This is a genomic window from Dietzia sp. NPDC055340, from assembly GCF_053645335.1.
Genome location: NZ_JBSHML010000007.1, coordinates 151,940 through 174,258, shown reverse-complemented (window position 1 = coordinate 174,258; position 22,319 = coordinate 151,940). Strand labels below are relative to the sequence as shown.

20 protein-coding genes are annotated in these 22,319 nt (G+C 70.5%); 12 read left to right on the top strand and 8 right to left on the bottom strand.

The window, feature by feature from the left end; genetic code table 11:
• Positions 1-121 precede the first annotated feature (121 nt).
• On the top strand, positions 122-796 hold the full coding sequence (locus ACWIFB_RS07385; RefSeq protein WP_454057817.1) for a fasciclin domain-containing protein: 675 nt from the start codon (positions 122-124) through the stop codon (positions 794-796).
• A 151-nt stretch (positions 797-947) separates the two neighbouring features.
• On the opposite strand, the gene ACWIFB_RS07380 is transcribed toward ACWIFB_RS07385, so the two are convergent.
• Positions 948-2,774 carry an acyl-CoA dehydrogenase gene (locus ACWIFB_RS07380; RefSeq protein WP_454057816.1) on the bottom strand — a complete coding sequence of 609 codons (1,827 nt, stop codon included), beginning with the start codon at positions 2,772-2,774 and terminating at the stop codon, positions 948-950.
• 65 nt (positions 2,775-2,839) lie between these two features.
• On the bottom strand, positions 2,840-3,292 hold the full coding sequence (locus tag ACWIFB_RS07375) for an Lrp/AsnC family transcriptional regulator (RefSeq protein ID WP_230929138.1): 453 nt from the start codon (positions 3,290-3,292) through the stop codon (positions 2,840-2,842).
• 82 nt (positions 3,293-3,374) lie between these two features.
• Between ACWIFB_RS07375 and ACWIFB_RS07370 the strand changes: the two genes are divergently transcribed.
• The gene (locus ACWIFB_RS07370) at positions 3,375-4,076 is read left to right on the top strand and encodes a LysE family translocator (RefSeq protein WP_454057815.1); all 702 of its coding nucleotides are present in this window, start codon (positions 3,375-3,377) and stop codon (positions 4,074-4,076) included.
• A gap of 54 nt (positions 4,077-4,130) precedes the next feature.
• Here ACWIFB_RS07370 and ACWIFB_RS07365 read toward each other — a convergent pair whose 3' ends face one another.
• Both ACWIFB_RS07365 and ACWIFB_RS07360 read right to left on the bottom strand, forming a co-directional pair.
• Positions 4,131-5,015: an SDR family NAD(P)-dependent oxidoreductase gene (locus ACWIFB_RS07365; RefSeq protein WP_454057814.1), complete on the bottom strand. Its 885-nt coding sequence runs from the start codon at positions 5,013-5,015 to the stop codon at positions 4,131-4,133.
• Positions 5,016-5,193: 178 nt separating this feature from the next.
• On the bottom strand, positions 5,194-7,113 hold the full coding sequence (locus tag ACWIFB_RS07360) for a penicillin-binding transpeptidase domain-containing protein (RefSeq protein WP_454057813.1): 1,920 nt from the start codon (positions 7,111-7,113) through the stop codon (positions 5,194-5,196).
• Positions 7,114-7,251: 138 nt separating this feature from the next.
• On the opposite strand from ACWIFB_RS07360, the gene ACWIFB_RS07355 reads away from it, so the two are divergent.
• The 4 genes from ACWIFB_RS07355 to ACWIFB_RS07340 are packed head-to-tail and all read left to right on the top strand — an operon-like array spanning position 7,252 to position 11,137.
• Positions 7,252-8,277 (top strand): dioxygenase family protein, encoded by a 1,026-nt coding sequence (locus ACWIFB_RS07355; RefSeq protein WP_454057812.1) that lies wholly within the window; start codon positions 7,252-7,254, stop codon positions 8,275-8,277.
• Between the two features lie 32 nt (positions 8,278-8,309).
• Positions 8,310-9,029, top strand: a complete 720-nt coding sequence (locus tag ACWIFB_RS07350; RefSeq protein ID WP_344991690.1) for a response regulator transcription factor — start codon at positions 8,310-8,312, stop codon at positions 9,027-9,029.
• Positions 9,026-10,513: a sensor histidine kinase gene (locus ACWIFB_RS07345; RefSeq protein ID WP_454057811.1), complete on the top strand. Its 1,488-nt coding sequence runs from the start codon at positions 9,026-9,028 to the stop codon at positions 10,511-10,513. Before ACWIFB_RS07350 ends, ACWIFB_RS07345 begins: the two co-directional genes overlap by 4 nt.
• Before the next feature lie 60 nt (positions 10,514-10,573).
• Positions 10,574-11,137 carry a DUF4112 domain-containing protein gene (locus ACWIFB_RS07340; RefSeq protein ID WP_452100793.1) on the top strand — a complete coding sequence of 188 codons (564 nt, stop codon included), beginning with the start codon at positions 10,574-10,576 and terminating at the stop codon, positions 11,135-11,137.
• Positions 11,138-11,147: 10 nt separating this feature from the next.
• Here ACWIFB_RS07340 and ACWIFB_RS07335 read toward each other — a convergent pair whose 3' ends face one another.
• Positions 11,148-12,203, bottom strand: a complete 1,056-nt coding sequence (locus tag ACWIFB_RS07335; RefSeq protein ID WP_454057834.1) for a CNNM domain-containing protein — start codon at positions 12,201-12,203, stop codon at positions 11,148-11,150.
• Between the two features lie 47 nt (positions 12,204-12,250).
• Positions 12,251-13,609 (bottom strand): hemolysin family protein, encoded by a 1,359-nt coding sequence (locus ACWIFB_RS07330; protein WP_454057810.1) that lies wholly within the window; start codon positions 13,607-13,609, stop codon positions 12,251-12,253.
• A 227-nt stretch (positions 13,610-13,836) separates the two neighbouring features.
• On the opposite strand from ACWIFB_RS07330, the gene ACWIFB_RS07325 reads away from it, so the two are divergent.
• The gene (locus ACWIFB_RS07325) at positions 13,837-15,312 is read left to right on the top strand and encodes a peptide MFS transporter (RefSeq protein ID WP_454057809.1); all 1,476 of its coding nucleotides are present in this window, start codon (positions 13,837-13,839) and stop codon (positions 15,310-15,312) included.
• A gap of 91 nt (positions 15,313-15,403) precedes the next feature.
• Here ACWIFB_RS07325 and ACWIFB_RS07320 read toward each other — a convergent pair whose 3' ends face one another.
• Entirely contained in the window at positions 15,404-16,663 is a 1,260-nt protein-coding gene (locus ACWIFB_RS07320) for an Ig-like domain-containing protein (RefSeq protein WP_454057808.1), read from the bottom strand.
• A 219-nt stretch (positions 16,664-16,882) separates the two neighbouring features.
• Here ACWIFB_RS07320 and ACWIFB_RS07315 point away from each other — a divergent pair, with 219 nt between their 5' ends.
• From ACWIFB_RS07315 to ACWIFB_RS07295, 5 genes are all read left to right on the top strand, one after another.
• The gene (locus ACWIFB_RS07315) at positions 16,883-17,545 is read left to right on the top strand and encodes an SDR family oxidoreductase (RefSeq protein WP_452100797.1); all 663 of its coding nucleotides are present in this window, start codon (positions 16,883-16,885) and stop codon (positions 17,543-17,545) included.
• Positions 17,546-17,672: 127 nt separating this feature from the next.
• The gene (locus tag ACWIFB_RS07310) at positions 17,673-18,662 is read left to right on the top strand and encodes an ATP-binding cassette domain-containing protein (RefSeq protein WP_452100798.1); all 990 of its coding nucleotides are present in this window, start codon (positions 17,673-17,675) and stop codon (positions 18,660-18,662) included.
• Positions 18,663-18,700: 38 nt separating this feature from the next.
• Positions 18,701-19,456, top strand: a complete 756-nt coding sequence (locus tag ACWIFB_RS07305; protein ID WP_230929124.1) for an ABC transporter permease — start codon at positions 18,701-18,703, stop codon at positions 19,454-19,456.
• Between the two features lie 102 nt (positions 19,457-19,558).
• Entirely contained in the window at positions 19,559-19,996 is a 438-nt protein-coding gene (locus tag ACWIFB_RS07300) for a hypothetical protein (protein ID WP_452100799.1), read from the top strand.
• 69 nt (positions 19,997-20,065) lie between these two features.
• A complete protein-coding gene (locus ACWIFB_RS07295) occupies positions 20,066-21,037 on the top strand; it encodes an NADPH:quinone oxidoreductase family protein (protein WP_452100800.1) in 972 nt (323 codons plus the stop codon).
• Positions 21,038-21,151: 114 nt separating this feature from the next.
• On the opposite strand, the gene ACWIFB_RS07290 is transcribed toward ACWIFB_RS07295, so the two are convergent.
• Entirely contained in the window at positions 21,152-22,312 is a 1,161-nt protein-coding gene (locus tag ACWIFB_RS07290; RefSeq protein ID WP_454057807.1) for a pyridoxal phosphate-dependent aminotransferase, read from the bottom strand.
• Positions 22,313-22,319 lie beyond the last annotated feature (7 nt).

Below are 22,319 nucleotides of genomic sequence, written 5' to 3'. Positions count from 1 at the left end.
AAAAGATTCGCACCGCACCCATCCGCTACGTCTGCAGTGCCGAACCACCGGTGACCCAGCACACGGAGCCCACCACAGATCACCTACTGGCGATCAGGGCTCGACCGAAAGGACCATCACCATGGGCACCACGATCTCCCGGCGCATCGCCTCCGTCGCCGCCGCCGCTGCTGTGGGCGGACTCGTCCTGGCCGGCTGCTCCACCGACGACGGCTCGAGCGACGCCGAGGGCACCACCTCGGCCATGACCACCTCGTCCGCGATGGCCTCTTCCTCCGAGACCTCCGCCATGGAGGCCGAGCCCGCCTCGCTCGTGGGTCCCGGCTGCGCCGATTACGCCGAGGCCAACCCGGACGGGCCCGGCTCGGTCGAAGGCATGGCCATGGAGCCGGTCGCCACCGCGGCCTCCAACAACCCGATGCTCACCATGCTGGTGCAGGCCGTCTCGGGCGGCGTGAACCCGGAGGTCGACCTGGTCGACACCCTCAACAGCGGCGAGTACACGGTCTTCGCGCCCGTCGATGACGCGTTCGCGCAGATCGACGACGCGACCATGGAGCAGCTGAAGACCAACCCGGAGATGCTCACCGACATCCTCACCTATCACGTGGTCGAGGGCGAGATGACCCCCGATGAGGTCGTCGGCATGCAGACCACCCTCAACGGCGCCGACGTGGACGTCACGGGCTCGGGCGACGAGCTCATGGTCAACGGCGCGAACGTCATCTGTGGCGGCGTCGAGACCGCCAACGCGACCGTCTACCTCATCGACGAGGTGATGGTCCCCGAGATGTGACCTGACCCGTTGCGGGGACCCTGAATCCCCGTCGTCCGCAGCCCCGGAGCCCGGGCCGACCACCTCGAGTCGGTCCGGGCTTCGCGGCGTCCGCCCTCGGAACGAGGCTGGTACAGGTCGCCGTCCAGACCCCAGCCGCCCCCGGCGCGGTTCAGAACCAGTCGTCGCGCATGTCGAGCGTGGTGCGGTCGCCGGAGGCGAGAAGGTCGAGCTTGGCGTCGACGATCGGCAGCTCGCGGCGCAGGAAGTAGCGGGCGGCCTGGAGCTTGCCGGCGGCGAACGCGTCGGATCCCTCGGCGGCCTCGTCCACCCGCGAGCCTAGCGCGAGCAGCTGCTCGAGCCACATCCACGCGATCACGATGTGCCCCGTCGCCTCGAGGTACTCGGTGGCATCGGCCAGGAACGCCTCCGGATCGCTCGCGCCCACCTCGGCCAACGCGGTGGTCACCTCGATGAGGCGGGTGACGCGGGGCCGCAGCAGCGCGGCCAGCTCGGCGAGCTCGGTGCCGGGCCCGTCCGCGGCGGCCCGGTCGCACGTCTCGGTGATCCGCTCGGTCAGTGCGGCCAGCCCGGCACCGCCCCCGGCGAGTACCTTGCGGCCCAGCAGATCCTGGCCCTGGATGCCGTGGGTGCCCTCGTGGATGGGGTTCAGGCGGTTGTCCCGGTAGTGCTGCTCCACGTCGTAGTCGATCGTGTAGCCGGCCCCGCCGAGCACCTGGATCGCCAGCTCATTGGCCTTCAGACACCACTGCGACGGCCACGATTTGGCGATCGGCGTGAGGACGTCCAGAACGGTCTTCGCGGCCGCCCCCTCCTCCGGGGAGCCGGACTTCTCGTCGTCGACAAGCCTCGCGCAATACAGGCCCAATGCCAGCGCGCCCTCCACATACGACTTCTGGGCGAGCAACATCCGCCGCACGTCCGCGTGCCCGGTGAGCATGACCTGCGGCGACGCCGGGTCCGCGCCGGCCGACCGGCCCTGGGGCCGGCCGCGCGCGTAGTCCAGCGACTTGAGGTAGCCGGTGTAGCCCAGCGCGGTGGCGCCCAGCCCCACGCCGAGGCGGGCCTCGTTCATCATCGTGAACATCTTCTTGAGCCCGGTGTTCTCCTCGCCCACGACGTAGCCGACCGCGCCCGCCTGACCGCCGGGCGTGTGCAGGCCCTGGCCCAGGGTGGGGGCGGTGTTGACGGTGCCACGAAAGCCCATCTTGTGGTTGAGGCCGGTGACGACAACGTCGTTGCGCTCGCCCAGCGAGCCGTCCTCGTTGACCAGGAACTTCGGGACCACGAACAGGCTGATCCCCCGCGTGCCGGCCGGGGACCCGGGGACCTTCGCCAGCACGAGGTGGACGATGTTCTCGGCCATCTGGTGCTCGCCGCCGGAGATCCACATCTTCTGGCCGAACAGGCGGTAGGTGCCGTCGGGCTGCGGCTCGGCGCGCGTGGTGATGTCCGCCAGGTTGGAACCGGCCTGCGGCTCGGACAGGCACATGGTGCCGGTGAAGCGGCCCTCGATCATCGGCCGGACGTAGCGCTCGATCTGCTCCTCGCTGCCGTGCGTGAGCAGCAGGTTGGCGTTCCCGGTCGTGAGCAGGGGATAGCCGGCCGTGCCGATGTTGGCGGCGTAGAACCAGGCCATGCACGCGAGGTACGCGGTATACGGCAGCTGCATGCCGCCCTCCTCGGCGTCCATGGCGGCGCCCACGAGGTCGGCGTCGGCGAACCGGCGCAGCGCCTCGCCGATCTCGGGGATGAGCTCGACGTCCTCGCCGACGAGCCTGGGCTCGGTGAGGTCGGAGGCCCGGTTGTGCGGCGCGAAGTACTTCTCGGCGAGCTCGGCCGACAGGTCCAGCACCGCGTCGATCGTCTCCCGCGAGTGGTCCGCGTACCGCTCGCGGTCGGTCAGCTCGGAGACCCGCAGCCAGTCGTGGAGGAGGAAGTCGAGGTCGGCGCGGGACATCAGGTTCGAGGGGCTCATGTCCTGCAGAATACGTGGGGCGGGCGTCGGCGCAGGCGCACCCGCTGATGCTCTCCGGGGCCCGATCAGAGCGGCACGCCGCGGTCCTCGACGACCGTGCGCATCACCAGCGTCGAGCGCAGGTTCCCGACCCCAGGCAGCCCGGCCAGGTGCTCGTCGTAGAGCTTCTGGAACGCGGCGAGGTCGGCCACGAGGATCCGCAGCAGGTAGTCGGGCTCGCCGAACAGCCGCTGCGCCGAGACGACGTCCGGCAGCTCCGCCACCCCCGCCTCGAACGCCGTGAGCGTGGCCTTCTCGCCCGAGCGCATGGTCACAAAGACGAGGGCCTCGAAGTCGAGCCCTACCGCCGACGGGTCGATCACCGCGCGGTATCCGGTGATCGCGCCGGAGGTCTCCAGCGCGCGGAGCCTCCGGTGCGACGACGACACGCTCAGCCGCACCCGGTCGGCGATCTCGGCGAGCGTGAGCCGACCCCGCTCCTGGAGTGCCAGGAGAATATTTCGGTCAATGCGGTCCATGCGGGACATTCTCCCGCAGAACGGATTGTTCGGCGAGTAACTCGGGAGCACTTTTCGCAGGAACACTCATAGCATTTCAGTCATGCCACTCACCTCTGTCGCCGCGTTCTGGGCGGTGTCCATGCTGTTCGTGCTGACGCCCGGAGCGGACTGGGCGTACGCGATCTCCTCCGGCCTGCGGAACCGCTCCGTGGTGCCCGCGATCAGCGGGATGCTGTCCGGGCACCTGGCGGCGACCATCGTGGTGGCCGCCGGTCTGGGCCTCCTGCTCACCGGGGACCCGATGATCCTGGGTGTGCTCACGGTGGTCGGCGCGCTCTACATCGGTTGGCTGGGCATCGGGATGCTGCGTGAGCCGGGCCGGAGCGAGTTGGGCGGCGGTGCTCTCGATCGCGCGCTCGACCCCGGCGCGCCGGGCATGGTCGGAGCCGCCGGCACTCACGCGGGCCCAGCCCCCGCGGTCGGCGCCGTCTCCAGCGGCGGGCAGTTCGCGCGCGGCGTGGGCGTGAGTCTGCTCAATCCCAAGGTGATCCTGCTGCTCGGGGCGCTGTTGCCGCCGTTCGCCGCCCCGGACGCGGCCCTGCCGATGCCGGCCCAGATGATGGTCCTGGGCTCGGTGCATCTGGCCGGCTGCGCGGTGGTCTACTTCGCCGTCGGGCTGCTGGCCGCCCGGTACCTGAGCGGGCGGCCGCCCGCGGCGGCGACCGTGACCCGGCTTTCCGGCGTGGCGCTCACGGTCGTGGCCGCGGTGCTGCTGGTGCGCCAGGCGGCCGGCTGGATGTGACGGCGGGGGCCGGGCGTGCGGGCGCGAGCGCTCCGCGAGCGGCCGCCGTTCGCGTCAGTTTTTGCCGGTGGCGGCCGCGAACTTGCGGCCCATGTCGAGCATCGTCTTGGCGTAGACCGCCGGGAGCAAACGCTTGCCGCGGTAGTTCTTGCGGGCATCGGGATCGGGGAGGATGAGGAACTCGCCGGCGTCGAGCGCGAGCATGACCTCGGCGGCGATCTGGTCGGCGTCGAGCTTCGCGCGGGTGATGAGTTTGGAGGCGAACCCGGCCGCGGCGGGGTCGGAGGAGTTGAGGCTCGAGGCCAGGTTGGTGCGGAAGAACGACGGGCAGATCACCGAGACGTCCACTCCGAACGGCTCGAGCTCCCAGCGCAGGCTCTCCGAGATCGCCACGACGGCCGCCTTGACCGCGGTGTAGGAGCTCATCGTGGGCGGATGCACCAGACCGGCGAGCGAGGCGGTGTTGACCACGCGGCCGCGGCCCTGCTTCTTGAGCATCGGCACGAAGGTGCGGCAGCCGCGGGCTACGCCCAGGAGATTGATGTCGGTGATGAGGCGCCAGTCGTCTTCGGTGAGCATCTCGATCCGGCCACCCTGCGCGATCCCGGCGTTGTTCACCAGCACGTCGAGGCCGCCCCAGATCTCATTGATCTCGTCGCGCGCGGCCTGCCACTCGTCCTCCGAGCGCACGTCAAGTCGCAGGTAGCGGGCATCCTCGGGGATGGACGCGGGCCGGGAGTCGGCGGGCGCCAGGTCGGCGATCATCACCCGGTCGCCGCGCTCGAGAAACGCTGTGGCCAGCGCGAGGCCCAGACCCGAGGCGCCGCCGGTGATCAGCACCCGCCGGTTGGTGTCGGCAGGGGACGGGGTCGACACGAAAGGCAGTCGGGACAGGCGGCGGGCCGCGGCATCGGCGAGGGGCAGGTCGCTCAGGCGCATGAGCCGAAACTACCCGTTCCCGTCGCTCGGCCCACTGACTGCGCGCGGCTCACCCCTGCCCGACCCGGCGTCGCCGGGCAGCGAGAGAGACGCCGCTCGCCGCATCAATTTTGGGCCTCATCAGCGAGTTCTGACTCGGCGTGTCGCACGCTGATGGTGCCCAAGATCTGACCTGCGCTCAGCCGGCGGCCAGCGGGGCCGGCTGGCCGGCGGAGGTGAGGAAGTTCGCCGCCATCGACACCGCCGGCCCGGATGAGTTGGCGCCCTCGATGAGCACCGCCACCGCGATGTCGCCCGTCGAGCCCACGAACCAGCCGTGGGACGGCCCGTTGCCGACCTCCGCGGTGCCGGTCTTACCGCCGAGCCCCGGCACCGAGTTGGCGGCCGTGGCCGTGCCGGTCTGCACTGTCTGCACCATGTAGCGCCGGAGGGTGTCGACGACGTTCTGTGGCAGGGGCTCCGGCGAATCGTTGGCCACCGCCGGCATCCCGGAGATGAGCTCCGGCAGGATCATCCTGCCGTTGTTGGCCAGCGACGCGGTCATCACCGCCATGCCGAACGGGCTGGCCAGCACCTCGCCCTGCCCGATCGCCGCCTCGACCCGGCCAGGGCCGCGCTCGGTGACGGGAACAGAGCCGGTGAACCATGACGGGCTCATCCCCGGCCCGGAGAATCCGACGCCCAGGCCAAGCTGCGCGGCGGTGTTCTTCATCGCCTCCGGCTCGAGCCGGTCGCTGATCACCGCCTGGCTTGTGTTGCACGAGCGTGCGAATGCGGTCTCCAGCGGCACCTCGCCGAGCGCGAAGTCGTCGTCGTTGGGGATCGTGCGGCCCGACACGGTGATCTGCGCCGGACACGGCACGATCTCCTCCGGGCCCACCACCCCGGACTCGAGAGCGGCGCCCGTGGTGACCACCTTGAACGTGGAGCCGGGCGGGAAGCGACCCTCCAGCGAGACGGGGCCCTGCGCGTCGGCAGCGGAGTTCTGCGCCACCGCGAGGATGCCGCCGGTCGACGGTTGGATCGCGACGATCGAGGCGGCCTGGCCGGAGCCGTCCACCGCGGACTGCGCGGCCTGCTGCATCGAGATCTGCAGCGTGGAGGTCAGATCGTCCACCTGTCCCGCCGGCGCCCCGCCCAGCTCGATCGGCTCGGCATCCGGGTTGATGATGTCCGCCGACCAGCCGCCGGAGGCCTGCAGCGCCTCGAGCCACGCGTTAGGTAGACCGTTCAGCGCCGGCGAACTCAATTCGCGGTCGGTGCGGATGAGATCTCCCCGCTCGGGCAGCGTCACCCCCGGCACGGCGGCCAACTGCTCACGGATCGGGTCGATATCGCTCGGCCGCAGCCCCACCACCTGGTACGGCTGGTCGCCTGCCTCCGCCATTCCGTCGCGGATCGACTGCCCGGTGATCGTCGGCGCCGCACTGTTCACCAGCTGCGCCACCGCGTCCGCGCTCGCGGCGGCGTCCGGGGCGAGCGTCACGGCCGTGACCGGAGTCCACTGCATGAGCGGCGCGCCCGTGCGGTCGAGGATGTCGGTGTCGTAGTCCATCAGTTCGGCGTACTCCAGATACCCGCCCGCGACGAGACGGGAATCCAGGATCGTGGGCTCCCACTGCACCTTCCACTGGTCGTCCACCTTGACGGTGCCCGCCTGTCCTGAGGTGGTCACCGAGCGAGATCCGGCCTCGCCGCCGGTGTCCGTGGGGCCGGGGGTGGCCTCGTCGTCGTCACCCTCGGCGCCGTCGTCGTCACCGTCCCCCAGGTCCCACGTGAAATCCACGGCCACGGGGTCGCGGTCGGGGCGCCGGTCGCCGTCGGGGGTGTCGGCCGACAGCGCGGGGTAGCCCATGCCGGCGACGCTCGCGGTGAGGGCCTCCTCCGCGGCCACCGGGTCGGTGGTGAGGGCGGCCGCCCCGGCGAGGTCGCCGCGCTCGAGGACGGAGAGGAACTCCTGCAGCTCGTCCGCGCCGGTGTCGCCGGTCAGCGCCGCGCAGCCGGAACCCGCCATGACGACGGCGAGGGCGGCAGCCGCGAGGCCGGCGGCGGGGCGGGTCCGGTGACGTGTGTGCGGACGGCGGGTCGAGATCGTCATCACTCCACGAAACCAGAATCTGTCCGCCACCGCTGCCGGGATCGCGGCCGCGGGCGTCCAGCAACTTCACAGGAGACCTCCAGTCGGCGTACGGGAAGCGGCTCTACCGTCAGGTCATCGCCGAAGAGAAGGACTGTGATGACAACCCACGACGACCACCCCGACCAGCATGAACACGACCTGGGCCTGCGCCACGACATGGCCGTCCTGTCGCGACGCAGCGCCCTGAGGGGACTGTTCGGCGCGGCCGGACTGGCGACGCTCGGGTTGGCGGGCTGCGCTGCCACGGACACCGGCTCGACCGGGACGACCGCGGCCGCGGGGAGTGCGGCGGCGACCACCGACGCCGCGACCGACGCCGCCGACTGCGTTGCCGCCGCCCCCGGCGAGACCGCCGGACCCTACCCGGGCGACGGGTCCAACGGCCCCAACGTCCTGGTCGAATCCGGGGTCCACCGCAGCGACATCACCACGAGTTTCGGCACCATGAGCGGCACCGCCGAGGGGGTGCCCATGACCTTGACCATGAACCTGCAGGACCTCACGCAGTCGTGCGCGCCCGGCGCCGGCATGGCCGTCTACCTGTGGCAGTGCGACCGGGAGGGCAGATACTCCCTCTACAGCGACGGTGTGACGGACCAGAACTACCTGCGCGGGGTCCAGACGGCCGACGCCGAGGGGCGCGTGACGTTCACCTCGATCGTCCCGGGTTGCTACGCGGGACGTTGGCCGCATCTGCACTTTGAGGTGTACGACACGCTCGCCGCGGCGGTGGCCGGGGAGAACGCCCGGCTGACCTCGCAGATCGCGCTGCCGCAGGACATGTCCGAGGCCGTGTACGCGGCGGACCCCGGGTATTCGGCCTCGGTCGCCAATCTCTCGCGGGTGAGCCTGGAGACCGACGGCATCTTCAGTGACAGCTGGGATGCGCAGCTGCCCACCGTCACCGGCGACCCGCGGGCCGGGTACTCGCTCACCATCACGATAGGCGTGGCGTCGGCGGAGGAGAACGCGGCGAGCGGTGGCGCAGGCGGTCCCGGCGGTGGTCCGGGCGGCGGTCCCGGCGGTGGCCCGGGCGGCGGCGGTCCGATGGGCGCCCCACCCGAGGGGATGGCCCCGCCCGAGGGCATGAGCCCGCCCGGCGGCCAGCGCACACCGGCCTGATCGGGCGAGAGGATTCGGGCACACTCATGATCATGACCACAGCCACGGACGCCCAGGGCGCCGCCGTCCGCGTGCTCGTCTGCGACGACGAACCGGGAATCGTCGAACTGCTCCAGGTCAGTCTGACGTTCCAGGGATTCGAGGTGGCCACCGCCGACACGGGTACGAGGGCGATCGACGTCGCCCGCACGTTCCGCCCCGACGTGGTGGTGCTCGACGTCATGATGCCGGGGATGGACGGGTTCGACGCCCTGGCCCGGCTCCGCGCGGACGGCTCCACGGCCCCCGTGCTCTTCCTCACGGCCAAAGACGAGGTCGCCGACCGCGTACGGGGGTTGACGATCGGCGGCGACGACTACGTGACCAAACCGTTCAGCCTCGAGGAGGTGATCGCCCGGATCCGGGTGCTCGCGCGCCGGGGCGCGGCACCCCGCGACGAGCCGGGTGCCGACCACCGGATCGCCTTCGCGGACATCGAACTCCACGACGATTCCCACGAGGTGTTCAAAGCCGGTGAGGCGGTCGCGCTCTCGCCCACGGAGTTCGCGCTGCTGCGCTACTTCATGGTCAACGCGGGCGTCGTGCTGTCCAAGGCGAAGATTCTCGACCACGTGTGGGATTACGACTTCGGAGGGGATGCAGGCGTCGTCGAGTCCTACGTGAGCTACCTGCGCCGCAAGGTCGACACCGGCCCGGTCAAGTACCTCCACACCCTGCGCGGGGTCGGATACGTGATGCGCGAGCCCCGATGACACGGGGTCGGTTCGAGCGCATCCCGCTGCGGGTCGTCCTCGTGGTGACGATGGTCCTGCTGGTGCTGGCGGGCCTGGTGGCATCGGGCGCGGCGGTGGCGGTGACCATGCGCGCGCAGCTGATCGACCGCGTCGACGCGCAGTTGATGGACGCGGCGGGCGGATGGGCGCACCGCCCGCCGGGCGCTCCCGGCGTGCTGCCCGGCCAGGCCGCTGGCCCGGGCTCCGACACCGACACCGGCACCGGCGCCAGCCCCGCACCCGGCACCAGCTCCGGCCCGCCGTCCCGGGGCGCGCCGCCGAGCCGCTTCTATGTGGAGGAGCGGTCCGCGTCCGGCTCGGTGGTGCTGTCCGTCGACGAGACGGGCGAGAGCCCCGAGGTCCCGGCGAGCCCCGCCACCGGCACGCCGACCACGGTCACCGGTACCGGCGACGGGGACTGGCGGGTGGTGGTCCTGCCGTCGTCGGAGGGGACCACGATCGTCGGACTGCCCATGGACCGCGAGGTCGACCAGACCGTCGCGCTCCTCATCACGGTCTCCGCCGTGGTGGGGGCCGCGGTCCTGCTCGTCGTGGGGGCGGCGGGGTGGTCGCTGGTCACCCGCGCGCTCCGGCCGCTGGACGAGGTCCGCTCGGCGGCCGGCCAGATCGCCGCCGGGGATCTCCAGCGGCGTCTGCCGCCCCGGCCCCGTGGCACCGAGGTCGGTGATCTCACGGCCAGTCTCGACGAGATGGTCGACTCGCTGCGCGGGGCCCTGGCCGCGAGCGGCGAGTCGGAGGCGGCGGCGCGCGCGGCGGAGTCGATCGCGCGCGCCTCGGAGGAACGCACCCGACGGTTCGCCGCCGACGCGAGCCACGAGCTGCGCACGCCGCTCACCTCGATCCGCGGGTTCGCGGAACTGCACCGGATGGGCGCCCTCCCGGACTCGGATGCCGCCCTGACGAAGATCGAGGCCGAATCACTCCGGATGTCACGGATCGTCGAGGACCTGCTGACCCTCGCGCACCTCGATGCCGAGCGGCCGCTCGACCGCGCGCCCGTCGACGTGGCCGGGCTCGTCTCCGATGTGGTTGATGCCGCCGGCGCCACCGACCCGTCGCGGGAGGTCGACCTGCAGGTCACGGGGGTTCCCGTGGTCACCGGTGATGCGGGCCGACTCCACCAGGTGGTGACCAACCTCGTCGTCAACGCCCTGCGTCACACCCCGCCCGAGGCCCGCGTGTGGGTGACCGTCGCCCACGAGCGGAGCGAGGCGGTGATCACGGTCCGCGACGACGGCCCCGGGATGGCGCCCGAGGACGCCGCGCGGGCGTTCGAGCGCTTCCACCGGGCCGACGACTCGCGCACACGCACGCGGGGCGGCGGCAGCGGGCTCGGACTGAGCATCGTCGACGAGCTGGTCCGCGCGCACGGCGGCACCGTCGAGCTCGACACCGCCCCCGGCGCCGGCGTCGTCGTCACCGTCCGGCTCCCCGCGGACTGAGGCGGGTCCGGTGGCGCATCGCGGTGGCGCGTCACGTCGCGGCCCGTACTCTCGGCCGATATGACCGGCGCCCGCCCCGACCGCACGCCCGCCGCGACCCCCGTCGCGCCGGCCCACGGCACGCCGACCCCGGGCACGCCCGCCGCACCGGTCCCCGTCGACCGCACCGGCGGGTCGCCCCTGACCGCCGGCCTGGCGCGCGTGCTCGACGACCTCGTCCGCATCCCCGGCACCCGCTACCGCGTGGGGGTCGACCCGGTGATCGGGTTCGTGCCCGGCGTCGGCGACGCGGTGGGCACGGTGGTGGCGGCGGTCGTGATGGTCGAGGCCGTGCGCAACCGGGTGCCGGTCCGCATCCTGTTCCGCATCGGCTGGAACTACCTGGTCGACGCGGTGTTGGGCACGGTCCCGTTCGTCGGCGACGTGGCCGATGTCGCGCACAAGGCCACCTCCAAGAACCTGCGCCTGGTCAACCAGACGATCGCCGACGGTCGGACGATAGACACCACCGCCCGCGGCTATCTGCTGCGGGCGGTGGGTGCGGTGGGGCTGATGCTGCTGGTGTTGATCGGCATGGCCGGGCTGGCGCTGTGGGGCCTGCTGAAGTTGATCGGGCTGTTCTGAGCTCCCGCGCCTAGCCGGAGGTCGCCGGGAGGAGGCGTCGGACCACGTCGTCGAGGGTGACGACGCCGCGCACCTCCGAGACGTGGGTGCCCGGGTGATCGCCGGACTGTTCGACGACGACGAGATGCGCCCGCGAATCACGCATCCGCCGGAACGCCTCCGCGACGGACAGATCGAACTCCAGGGACAGGCACGGACGCATGAGTTCACGGGCGGTGGCGGCCCCGGTGACATCGATCGAGTCCCGCGCGTGCACCACGCCGACGGCGGTGTCGTTCTCCAGCACCAGCAGGCGGAGGTGGCCCGTGCGGCGGGCGGTCTCCCGGATCTCCTCGGGGCTCGCGTCGACGGAGACCGACGACATCTCGGACTCCGTGGCCGGGGTGTCGGCATCGCGCTCGCCGAGCAGGTCCCCCATGGTCAGCTCCTGGAGTTCGAGGGCGCTGAGCAGCTGGCGCTGGCGGGACTCGTCGAGCGTCCCGGCCTCACCGGAGTGACGCACCAGCTCACGCAGTGAATCGGCGTCCTGCCCGGACGAGACCTCGTCCTTCGCGTCCACCCCGAGCTTGTGCAGGATCGCGTTGGCGGTGTTGTTGAGCAGGAGCAGCAGCGGGCGGGTGAGCCAGAGGAACCCGCGCATCGGCAGCGCCAGCAGGGTGGCCGAGTACTCCGGGTGCGCGATGGACCACGACTTGGGCGCCATCTCGCCCACGACCAGGTGCAGGAACGTGACGATGATCAGCGCGAGGATGAACGCGATGACGTCCGCCGTCCACAGCGGCAGGCCCCATCCGGAGAACACCGGCGTGAGCCAGTGGTGCACGGCCGGCTTGGTGATCGAACCCAGGGCCAGCGCACACAGTGTGATGCCGAGCTGCGCGCCCGCCAGCAACAGGGTCAGCTCGGAGGCGTTCCGCAGCGCCGCACGTGCGGCGATGCTAGTGGCGGCCGCGTCCTCGAGACGGTGGCGGCGCGCGGAGATCAACGAGAACTCCACGGCCACGAAGAACGCCGAGGCCACGATCAGCAGGGCGGTCGCGGCCAGCACGACCAGTGGGTTGTTCATGGCCCCCGACGGTGCCTCGGCGGCGAACAGGGTGACGGTCTCGGTGTTCATCGGGTGGCCTCCTCGACCGCCACGTACAGCTGGGAGGGCACTCGACGCTCGATCTGCCGGACCTCGGTGTGCAGGATCCGCGAGCGCGACAGCTCCTCGAACACGTCGGTGTCGGGCAGGTCCACGTCCACGCGGTCGCCGATCGTGGGCAGATCGCCGGAGGTCTCGATCACGAGGCCACCCAGGGTCTCGGCGTCGGTGTCGGGCAGCGTGATGTCGAGCAGGCGTTCCACCTCGTCGAGGTGCGTGTCGCCGCTGACCAGCCAGCCGTCACCCTCCCCGACGGGGATACCCGTCGCGGCCTGGGGGTCGTGCTCGTCGACGATCTCGCCGACGATCTCCTCGGCCATGTCCTCCATGGTGACGACCCCGGCGAAACCGCCGTACTCGTCCACCACGACGGCCATCTCCGAGCCCGCGTCACCGAGCCGGTTAGCGACCTCCGGAAGCGGCAGGGAGGTGGGCACGACGATCGGCGCCCGCATCAGCTCGGACACCTGGATCAGGGTGGTGTCCTTGTCGTCGGAGACGATGAGCAGGTCGTGCAGGTCGACGACGCCGATCACGTCGTCCGAGTCCTCGCCGACCACCGGGTAGCGGGTGTGGCCCTTCGCCATCTTCGACAGCACGTCGCAGACGGTGTCCTCCCCGCGCACCACGTCGGTGCGCGAGCGCGGGACCATCGCGTGCTCGGCGGGCTGGCCGGGGAAGTCGAGCATGCGGTCGAGCAGCCGACTGAGCTCGGGGGAGAGCTCGCCGGCCTCGCCGGACTCGGCGACGATGTGCTCGAGGTCGCGGGCGGTGGCCGAGTGCTCCTTGTCATGGACCGGCTCGATGCCGACCAGCCTGAGCAGGGCCTCGGAGGCCTTGTCGAACAGGCCGATCAGCCAGCCGAACAGCCCCAGATAGATGGTGGTGGACCGGGCCAGCCACCGGGAGACCGGCTCGGGCTTGGCGATGGCCAGGTTCTTGGGCACCAACTCGCCGAAGATCATCTGGACCACGGTCGAGAACAGCAGCGCCAGGACGGTACCCACCACCACGCCGACGGCCTGCGGCACGGAGGCGAGGCCGAGGAGCTCGCCGAGGGCCCGCCCGATGAGGGGCTCGGCCACATAACCCACGACCAGGGTGGTGACGGTGATGCCGAGCTGGGCGCCCGACAGCATGAACGAGGTGCGTCGGGTGACGCCGAGGACGCGTTCGGCGACAGGGTCGCCCTTCTCGACGGCGGCGCCCATGCGGGAGCGGTCTACCGCCATGAACGCGAATTCCTGGGCCACGAAGTAGCCCGTCAGCGCGGTGATCGCCAGGACCACGACGACGCCGATAAGTAGTGAGAGCGCGATGCTCATCCGGTGTGCCCCCTTCCGTGAAGGGGGCGGATAGATCGGGCCGGGGTGTCGGCTCGGGTCACTGGAGGTGCTCCTGCGCGTTCTGCTCGGGGTGCCCCGAGTGGGTGTACTCGGGCTGAGTAACCGATTGTCCCGCTCGCCGGTGGGAATGTCGACTCCCACCCCGTCGGGCGTGGTGAATAGCACGGGTTTGTCACATGCCGCTGTCAGGAGTATCACTATCTGACATGACAACTCGGAATCCCGAGGTGGCTCTCGCCGATTCGGACCGCAGGTTCTTCGGCCATCCACTCGGTCTGGCCAACCTCTCAGGCATCGAGCTGTGGGAGCGCTTCAGCTTCTACGGCATGCAGGGCCTGTTGGCGTACTACATCTACTACGCGGTCGGCGAGGGCGGTCTGGGCTTCTCCGAGCAGATCGCCACCTCCATCGTCGGTGCGTACGGCGGTCTCGTCTACGCCTCCGCGATCCTCGGCGGCTGGGTCTCCGACCGGCTCTTCGGCGCGGAACGCACCCTCTTCGGTTCGGCCGTGTTGATCATGCTGGGGCACATGTCCCTGGCATTGATCCCCGATGCCATCGGACTCGGCATCGGTCTGGTGTTCGTCGGCGTCGGCGCCGGCACGCTCAAGGCCACCACCTCGACCGTCGTCGGCGACATGTACCGCCGGACCGACGACCGCCGGGATGCCGCGTTCTCGATTTACTACATGGCCGTCAACATCGGTGGCCTGCTCGGCCCGCTGGTCACCGGCGCGCTGTGGAACACCCACGGGTTCCACTGGGGCTTCGGTGCGGCCGCGGTCGGTATGGCGATCGGACTGATCCAGTACGTCGCCATGCGTGGCTCCACCCTCAAGGGCATCGGTGTGGAGGTCCCGGATCCGCTGCCCCGCGCGCTGCGTGTCCGTTACCTGGGTGTCGGCCTTGTCGTCGTCGTCCTCATCGTGGCGGCCATCGCCACCGGCCTCGTCCCGCTCGAGTGGCTGGCCAACATCGTCACCGCGATCGCCGCGGTCGGCGCCGTGGTCCTGTTCGCGATCCTCATCGGCAGCTCCAAGACGCAGGCCGACGAGCGTCGCCGCGTGATCTCGTTCATCCCGATGTTCCTCGCCTCGGTGATGTTCTGGGCGCTGTTCCAGCAGCAGTTCACCGTGATCGCCATCTACTCGGACCAGCGGCTGGACCGCAACATCGGCGGCTGGGAGTTCCCCGCCAGCTGGGTGCAGTCCATCAACCCGCTGTTCATCATCATCTTCGCGGCCGTCTTCGCCGCGATGTGGGTCAAGCTCGGCAAGCGCCAGCCGTCCACGCCGATGAAGTTCGCGCTGGCCAACCTCATCATGGGTATCGCGGCTCTGATCTTCCTGCTGTTCGTGGGTCATCAGTCCACGCCACTGCTGGCCATCGTCGGCATCCTGTTCCTGTTCACGATGGCCGAGCTGCTGCTCTCGCCGGTCGGACAGTCGCTGGCCACCAAGCTCGCCCCCGAGGCGTTCAAGACGCAGATGGTGGCGCTGTTCTTCCTCACCGTGTCCATCGGCAGCGCGCTGTCCGGTGTGCTGGCCGGGTACTACGACCCCACGGACGCCAGCGCCGAACGCTCTTACTTCCTGTTCCTGGGCATCGCGTCGATCATCGTGGCGATCGTGATCGCGCTGCTGTCGCCGTGGATCAAGAAGAACATGATGGGCGTCCGCTGATCGGCTGAGCCCGACCGGGCCCGGCGGCCGATCCGCCGGGCCGAAGTGAGGCTGTGCCGTTCGGCGTGAAGCTGAGCGGATGCCCGGCCACTCAGTCGGCGGAGCCGGTCTGCCAGACGTCCCACGGCACGGACCAGTCGCCGTTCTTCCACTGCTCGAGCGCTGGCCCGCCGGTGCCCCTGACCTCCACCACGTCGCCCGTGGTGGCCTGGTCGAAGTACCACTCGGCGTCGGCCGACGACAGGTTGAGGCAGCCGTGCGAGGTGTTGGTGTTGCCCTGCGCCCACACGGTCGCGGGCATGGCGTGGAAGTAGATGCCGTTGTTGGAGATGCGGACACCGTGCGCGACCGTGGTGCGGTAGCCGGCCGACAGTGGCAGCCCGTAGGTGGTGGAGTCCATGAGCACCGAGCTGGCCTTGTCGAGCACCGTGTAGGTGCCGGGCTGGGTCCAGAAGTGCATGGTCACGTCGCCGTAGGTGGCCCAGCCGCCCTTGCCCATCGACGTGGGCATGGTCTTGATCAGCTCCTGGCCGTGGTACACCGAGACCGTCTTGGTGGCGTCGTCGGCGATCGTGACCCGTCGCTCGCCGATCGAGAAGTCCACCGCGGCGTCGTCCGCGCCCCACTGGCCGCCGCCGAGGTTGCGGCCCTCCAGATCGAGGTCCACCTCCACCTCGGTGCCGGTCGCGTAGTAGTCCTTCGGGCGCCAGTGCGCGGTCGAGTCGTCGAGCCAGAACCAGTTGCCCTCGACCTCGGGAGTGGTGCTGACGTGCATGTACTTCTCGGCCTCGTCGCGATCCGAGACGGGCTGGTCGAACGTGGCGGCCACGACGATGCCGACGCCGTACTCGCGCCCCGACTCCAGCGGGGCGCCGCCGGTCGTGACGAGGTCGACACCCACGGTCGACTGCGGGTTGGCCATGGTGAACGACCGCGTGTCCGTCCTGGGACTGCCGGTCTCGCCGTTGTAGGTGGTCTCGAGCGTGTAGGTGCGGCCGTACCCGAGCGGGATGTCGGGCTGCCACTCGGTGCCGTCCGCGGAGATCGTGCCGTCGATCCGGTTGCCGGAGTCGTTGGTGAGGACGACCTCGGTGATGGTGCCGTCCTCCACCGCTGCGGACACGCCGTCCCGGATGGCGACGTCCGTCGCGCCGTCCGCGGGGGTCACCGTGAGCTCGGCCGGCCGGGGCGCCTGCGAGGTCTCGGACGGGGTGGTCTCGCCCGCGGAACCGGTGGGCACGGGGACCGTGCACCCGGAGATGACGAGGACCAGAGCGGCCAGCCCGGCGAGAAGGGCGAGCGGAACCAGGGTCCCCGGGCGTGTGGGACTGCCTGACCGGGAGAGGGACATGCGTAACTCCGAATGCGACTGCGCGAGATCGGCCGGTGAGTACCGGCTTACGTTCCACATGATGCCTGCCGGGTACGACACGGGACGAGCTGGAAACGGGCCCGACGGCGTGTCGTTGCGCAGTTGTGACCGGAGGGAGTGAGAAGCGCTCACATAGTGTGACGTGAGTCTCTTTCATCTGCTGGTCGCGCCCGCGATCGGGCGGGTAGAACAGAGGCCATGGGTATCGAGCTTCCAGTGACCATCGTCGGCGGCCACGGCAAGGTGGCCCTGCGCGCCGCCCGGATCTTGTCGGAGGCGGGAGCCGAGGTGTATTCGGTGATCCGCAACCCCGATCACGCCGAGGACGTGCGTGCGACCGGCGCCACCCCGGTGGTGGCGGACGTCGAGAAGCTCGACGACGACGAGTTTCGTGAAGTCCTGCGCGGCAGCGGCTCGGTGGTCTGGTCCGCCGGCGCCGGCGGCGGCAACCCGGAGCGGACGTACGCGGTGGATCGCGACGCCGCCATCCGCTCGATGGACGCCTGCGTGGCCGAGGGGGTCGAGCGCTACGTGATGGTGTCCTACGACGGGGCGGGCCCCGACCACGGGGTGCCCGAGGACAGTTCCTTCTTCCCGTATGCCGAGGCCAAGGCGGCGGCGGACGCGCACCTGCGTGAGACGGATCTGAAGTGGACGATCCTCGGCCCGGGCGCGCTGACCGACGAGCCCGGCGGCGAGTCGATCGGCGTGGGGGACGACAAGAGCGAGGACCGCAAGACCAGCAGGGACGTCGTGGCGGACGTGATCGCGGCGGTGCTGCGCAGGCCGGACACCATCGGGCGGACGATCGACTTCTCCGACGGTGACACCCCGATCGGAGAGGCCCTCACCAGGGAGTGAGCCCGTGCCCGGGTCCGTGCTCACGGCGGCCGCCGGACCACGGTGCGCGTGAACGTATAGACCAGCGCGCCGCGGGGCTCTACTGTTTTCGTGGCCAGTAGCGCACACACGTGGGGAGCCGTCCGAGATGATCCGTGCCCGTGGACTCCGACAGACCTTCCACAGTCGCAGGGGTCGCGAGAAGGTGGAGGTGCACGCCGTCGCCGGGGTGGACATCGACGTCGCGGACGGCGAGGTCGTCGGGTTCCTCGGCCCGAACGGTGCGGGTAAGACCACCACCCTGCGCATGCTCACGACTCTGCTGCGGCCGACCGCCGGGGAGGCGACCGTCGCCGGGTATGACGTGGTGACCCAGTCAGCCGAGGTTCGCAGGCGGATCGGGTACGTCTCCCAGGTCGGCTCGACCGGTTCCGAGCCCCGCGCCGGCGAGGAGGTCGTGGACCACGCCATGCTCTACGGCTTGAGCCGGGCCGACGCGACGGTCCAGGCCCGGAAGCTGTTCGAGGAGCTCGAGCTGGACGGGCTGTGGGACCGGAAGTGCTCGAAGATGTCCGGCGGGCAGCGCAGACGGCTGGATGTGGTGATGGGCCTGGTGCACTCGCCGTCGCTGGTGTTCCTCGACGAGCCCACCACCGGACTGGATCCACAGGCGCGTGCCAATCTCTGGCAACACATCCGCGGGCTGCGGGAGCGCCGCGGCGCGACCGTCTTCCTCACCACCCATTATCTGGACGAGGCGGATGCGCTGAGCGACCGGATCGTGATCATCGACCACGGGGAGATCGTGGCCGAGGACACCGCCGAGAACCTCAAGCGCCAGGTCTCCGGAGACCTCGTGGAGGTGGAGGTGGCGGACCCCGCCCGCGCCGCCGACGCGGCGGGGGTGCTCGACCGCGCCGTGCGGAACCGCGCGAATGTCTCCGGTCGGGCGGTGAACGACGTCGTCGTCGCCTCCACCCGACTGACCGCGCGCATCGACCGCGCGGCGCTGGCGCTGCCCGACATCGTGCGCGAGATGGACTCCGCCGGCATCGCGCTGGTGTCCGTTGACGTCACCCGCCCCACGCTCGACGACGTGTTCCTCGACCTCACCGGCCGCTCGCTCCGCGACAGCTGACCGACAGGCCCCGTTCTCCGCCCGCCCAGGAGCCCCCAGTGTCCTTCTTCCGCGAATCGACCATCATTTTCCGTCGACAGCTGCGCATGAACCTGCGTAACCCGGCGTGGGTGCTCATCGGGATCATGCAGCCGGTTCTGTACCTCCTGCTGTTCGCGCCGCTGCTCACCCCGCTCACCGAGCAGTTCGGCGCCACCAACGCCTACACGTTCTTCGTCCCCGGCCTGCTGGTCCAGCTGGGGATCTTCGGCGCCCTGTTCGCCGGCTTCGGGCTCATCGCCGAGTGGCGTGAGGGCGTGGTCGAGGCCGAACGCGTGACGCCGGCCAGTCGCACCGCGCTGCTGTTCGGCCGGGTCATGCGCGACATCCTGCAGCTGCTCGTGCAGGCACTGATCCTGGTGGGGCTGGGCTATGCCATGGGGATGGAGGCGCCGATCCGGGGCGTCGTCCTGGGCATCGGGCTCACCGTGCTCACCGGCGCGGCCGGCGCCGCCGCCTCCAATGCGCTCGCGCTGACCTCCAAGAGCGAGCAGGTCATGGCGCCGCTGACCAACATGCTCATGATGCCCATCATGTTGCTGTCCGGGATCCTCCTGCCCATGACGCTCGGACCGGCCTGGCTCCAGCGGGTCTCGGACCTCATCCCCTTCCGCTACATCGTCGACACGGCGCGGTCCGCCTTCGCCGGGACCTTCGTCGCCTCCACGATGCTGTGGGGGATCGGGTGGGCCCTGGTGCTGTTCGCGGCAGCCATCTGGTGGGGCACCCGCGTGTTCCGGCGGGAGAACGCCTGACACCGGGTTCGCCGCCTGACGTCCCTCTCGCCGCTGCCTCGCGCGGTCCCGGCGGGCCGAGGCACGGTTTCCGTACGTCGCCGCCGGGGTTATCCTCCACGGGTGAAGATCCTGGTGGGCGGCTCGTGGACCACGGTGGTCTGCGCCCTCCTCACCGCCCTGTGGAGCGTCCCGCAGTTCCTGGTCTCGGGAACGGTGACGCTCAGCACCCACCCCTTGTTCCCGGTGCTATTTTTGTTCCCGGCCCAGATCGGTGTGCCGGTGAGTCTGCTCATCGCAATGAACTCTGTGCTGTTGGTCGGCCGCCGACGCCTCACCACTCTTCCGCGCGCACTCATGGGCGGCGGCCAGATCCTCACCGTGGCACTGCTGATCATCTGTGCACTGCTGTTGCTGATGCCCACGGCGTTCGGGCGGGAGTTCATCGTGATGGCGTTGGCGTTCCAGGTCGGTCAGGTGGTCGTGGCGTCGGGCCTGGTGATGTACCTGTGGCAGCGGCGGACGAGCACGCGTCGGCGCGCTGCAGAACAGGCGCGGTGAACGCGGTCCGCTGACCGGGGGCGCCCCGACTCCCTGACATGTGTCCAGGCGACTGACACTATGGACCGCATGCGTGCCATCCACATCTCCAGCCATGACGGACCCGCCGCCCTCGAGGTGGTCGACATCCCCGAACCCGACGCGGGGGAGGGGCAGGTCGTCATCGACGTCCACGCCTCGGGCGTGACCTTCCCGGAGGTCCTGCAGACCCGCGGCAAGTACCAGATGTCGCCGCCGCTGCCGTTCGTGCCGGGCTCGGAGATCGCGGGCGTGGTCCGTTCGGCGCCGGAGGGCTCGGGCCTGTCCGCCGGCGACCGCGTGTGCGCCTTCCCCGGACTCGGCGGCTTCGCCGAGGTGGTCGCCACCGACCCGTCGCAGGTGTTCCCGCTGCCCGACAGCCTCAGCTTCACGCAGGGCGCGTCGGTGCCGATGAACGTGCTGACCGTGCATTTCGCGCTCGCCCACCGCGGCCGACTGCAGGCCGGGGAGACGGTGCTCGTGCACGGGGCTGGTGGCGGGATCGGGATCGCCGCCACCCAGTTCGCCACCGCGATGGGTGCGCGCGTGATCGCCGTGGCCTCCACCGAGGAGAAGCGGGACCTGGCGCTGCAGGCCGGCGCGTCGGAGGCCATTGCGCCCGAGGGCTTCAAGGACGCGGTGAAGGAGCTCACCGGCGGGAAGGGCGTCGACGTCGTCGTCGACCCCGTGGGCGGTGACAGGTTCACCGACTCGATCCGCGCCCTCGGGCAGGAGGGCCGGATCCTCGTCATCGGGTTCACCGGCGGCGACATCCCCACCGTCAAGGTCAACCGCCTGCTGCTCGGCAACAAGAGCGCCGTGGGCGTGGGTTGGGGCGAGTACTGGATGAGTAACCCCGGCTACCTGCAGAAGCAGTGGGCCGAGGTGCAGCCGCTGCTGGCCGCTGGCAAGCTCGACCCACTCGTCGGAATGGAATTCCCGCTGGAGAAGGCCACCGACGCGCTCGAGCTCATGGACGGCCGCGGCGCCGTCGGCAAGATCGTCCTCACCCACGGTCGCTGAGGCGGCGCGCGACCGCTGCACCGCGCTGACCTGCGGTGCCCTGCTCGGGCCGGGCAGGGCACCCCAGGTCAGAGGGGGATACCGGTGACCGGTTCCCCGCGCGAGCCGGCCGCGTCAGCGCTTGAGCGCCTGCAGCCGGCGGCCGGCCTCGTCGAGCACCTCGGGCCGCTTGCAGAACGCGAACCGCACCAGGTGCGACCACTCGCTGGCGAAGCGGTCGGTGAACGGCGCGAACGGCACCGCCGCCACCCCGATCCGCCCCGGTAGTTCGAGGCACCAGGCCGCCGCGTCGGTCACCCCGAGCGGGCGGGGATCGGCGGTCAGGAAGTAGGTGCCCTGCCCGACGACGAGATCGAACCCGACGCCCGAGAGGACGTCCACGAGCTGATCGCGTCGTTCCTCCAAGCCGTCACGCAGCGAGTCGATCCACTGCTGCTCGTGCTGAAGCGCGTGGGCGACCCCCAGCTGCAGCGGCGTGGCTCCGGTGAAACTCATGTACTGCTTCGCGGCGCGCACCCCCGCCACCAGGTCAGCGGGTCCGGTGACCCAGCCGACCTTCCAGCCGGTGCAGTTGAGCATCTTGCCCGCGCTGGAGATGCGCAGCGTCCGCTCGGCCATCCCCGGCAGCGTCGAGATGGACACGTGCTCGATGCCGTCGAAGGTGAGGTGTTCGTACACCTCGTCCGAGATCGCGATCGCGTCGAACTCGTGGCACAGGGCCGCGATCTGCTCAAGGTCCTCGCGCGGCAGGACGGCCCCGGTGGGATTGTGCGGCGTGTTCACCAGTACGGCACGCGTCCGCGGGGAGAATGCGGCCCGCAGCGAGTCCACGTCCAGCCGAAAGCGGCCGTCCTTCAGGACCATCCGGGCCGGGCGACGGGTGGCGCCGGCCATCGCGATGGTCGCCGCGTAGGAGTCGTAATACGGCTCGATCACGACCACCTCGTCGTCGGACTCCACCAGGCCCACCACCGCACCGGCGATCGCTTCGGTCGCGCCGACCGTCACCAGTACCTCGATGTCGGGGTCGCGCACCAGCCCGGTACGGGCACGCTCCAGCTCGGCGATCACCTGTCGCAACTCCGTCACGCCCGCCTCCGGCGGGTACTGGTTGTGACCCTCGCGCATCGCCCGCGCCGCCGCCTCGATCATCGACGCGGGGCCGTCAGTGTCGGGAAAGCCCTGGCCGAGGTTGATCGCATCGTGCCTGGTGGCGAGCTGCGACACCTCGGCGAAGATGGTGGTGGAATGCGGGGCGAGTCTGCGGACCGTCATGGGGGCA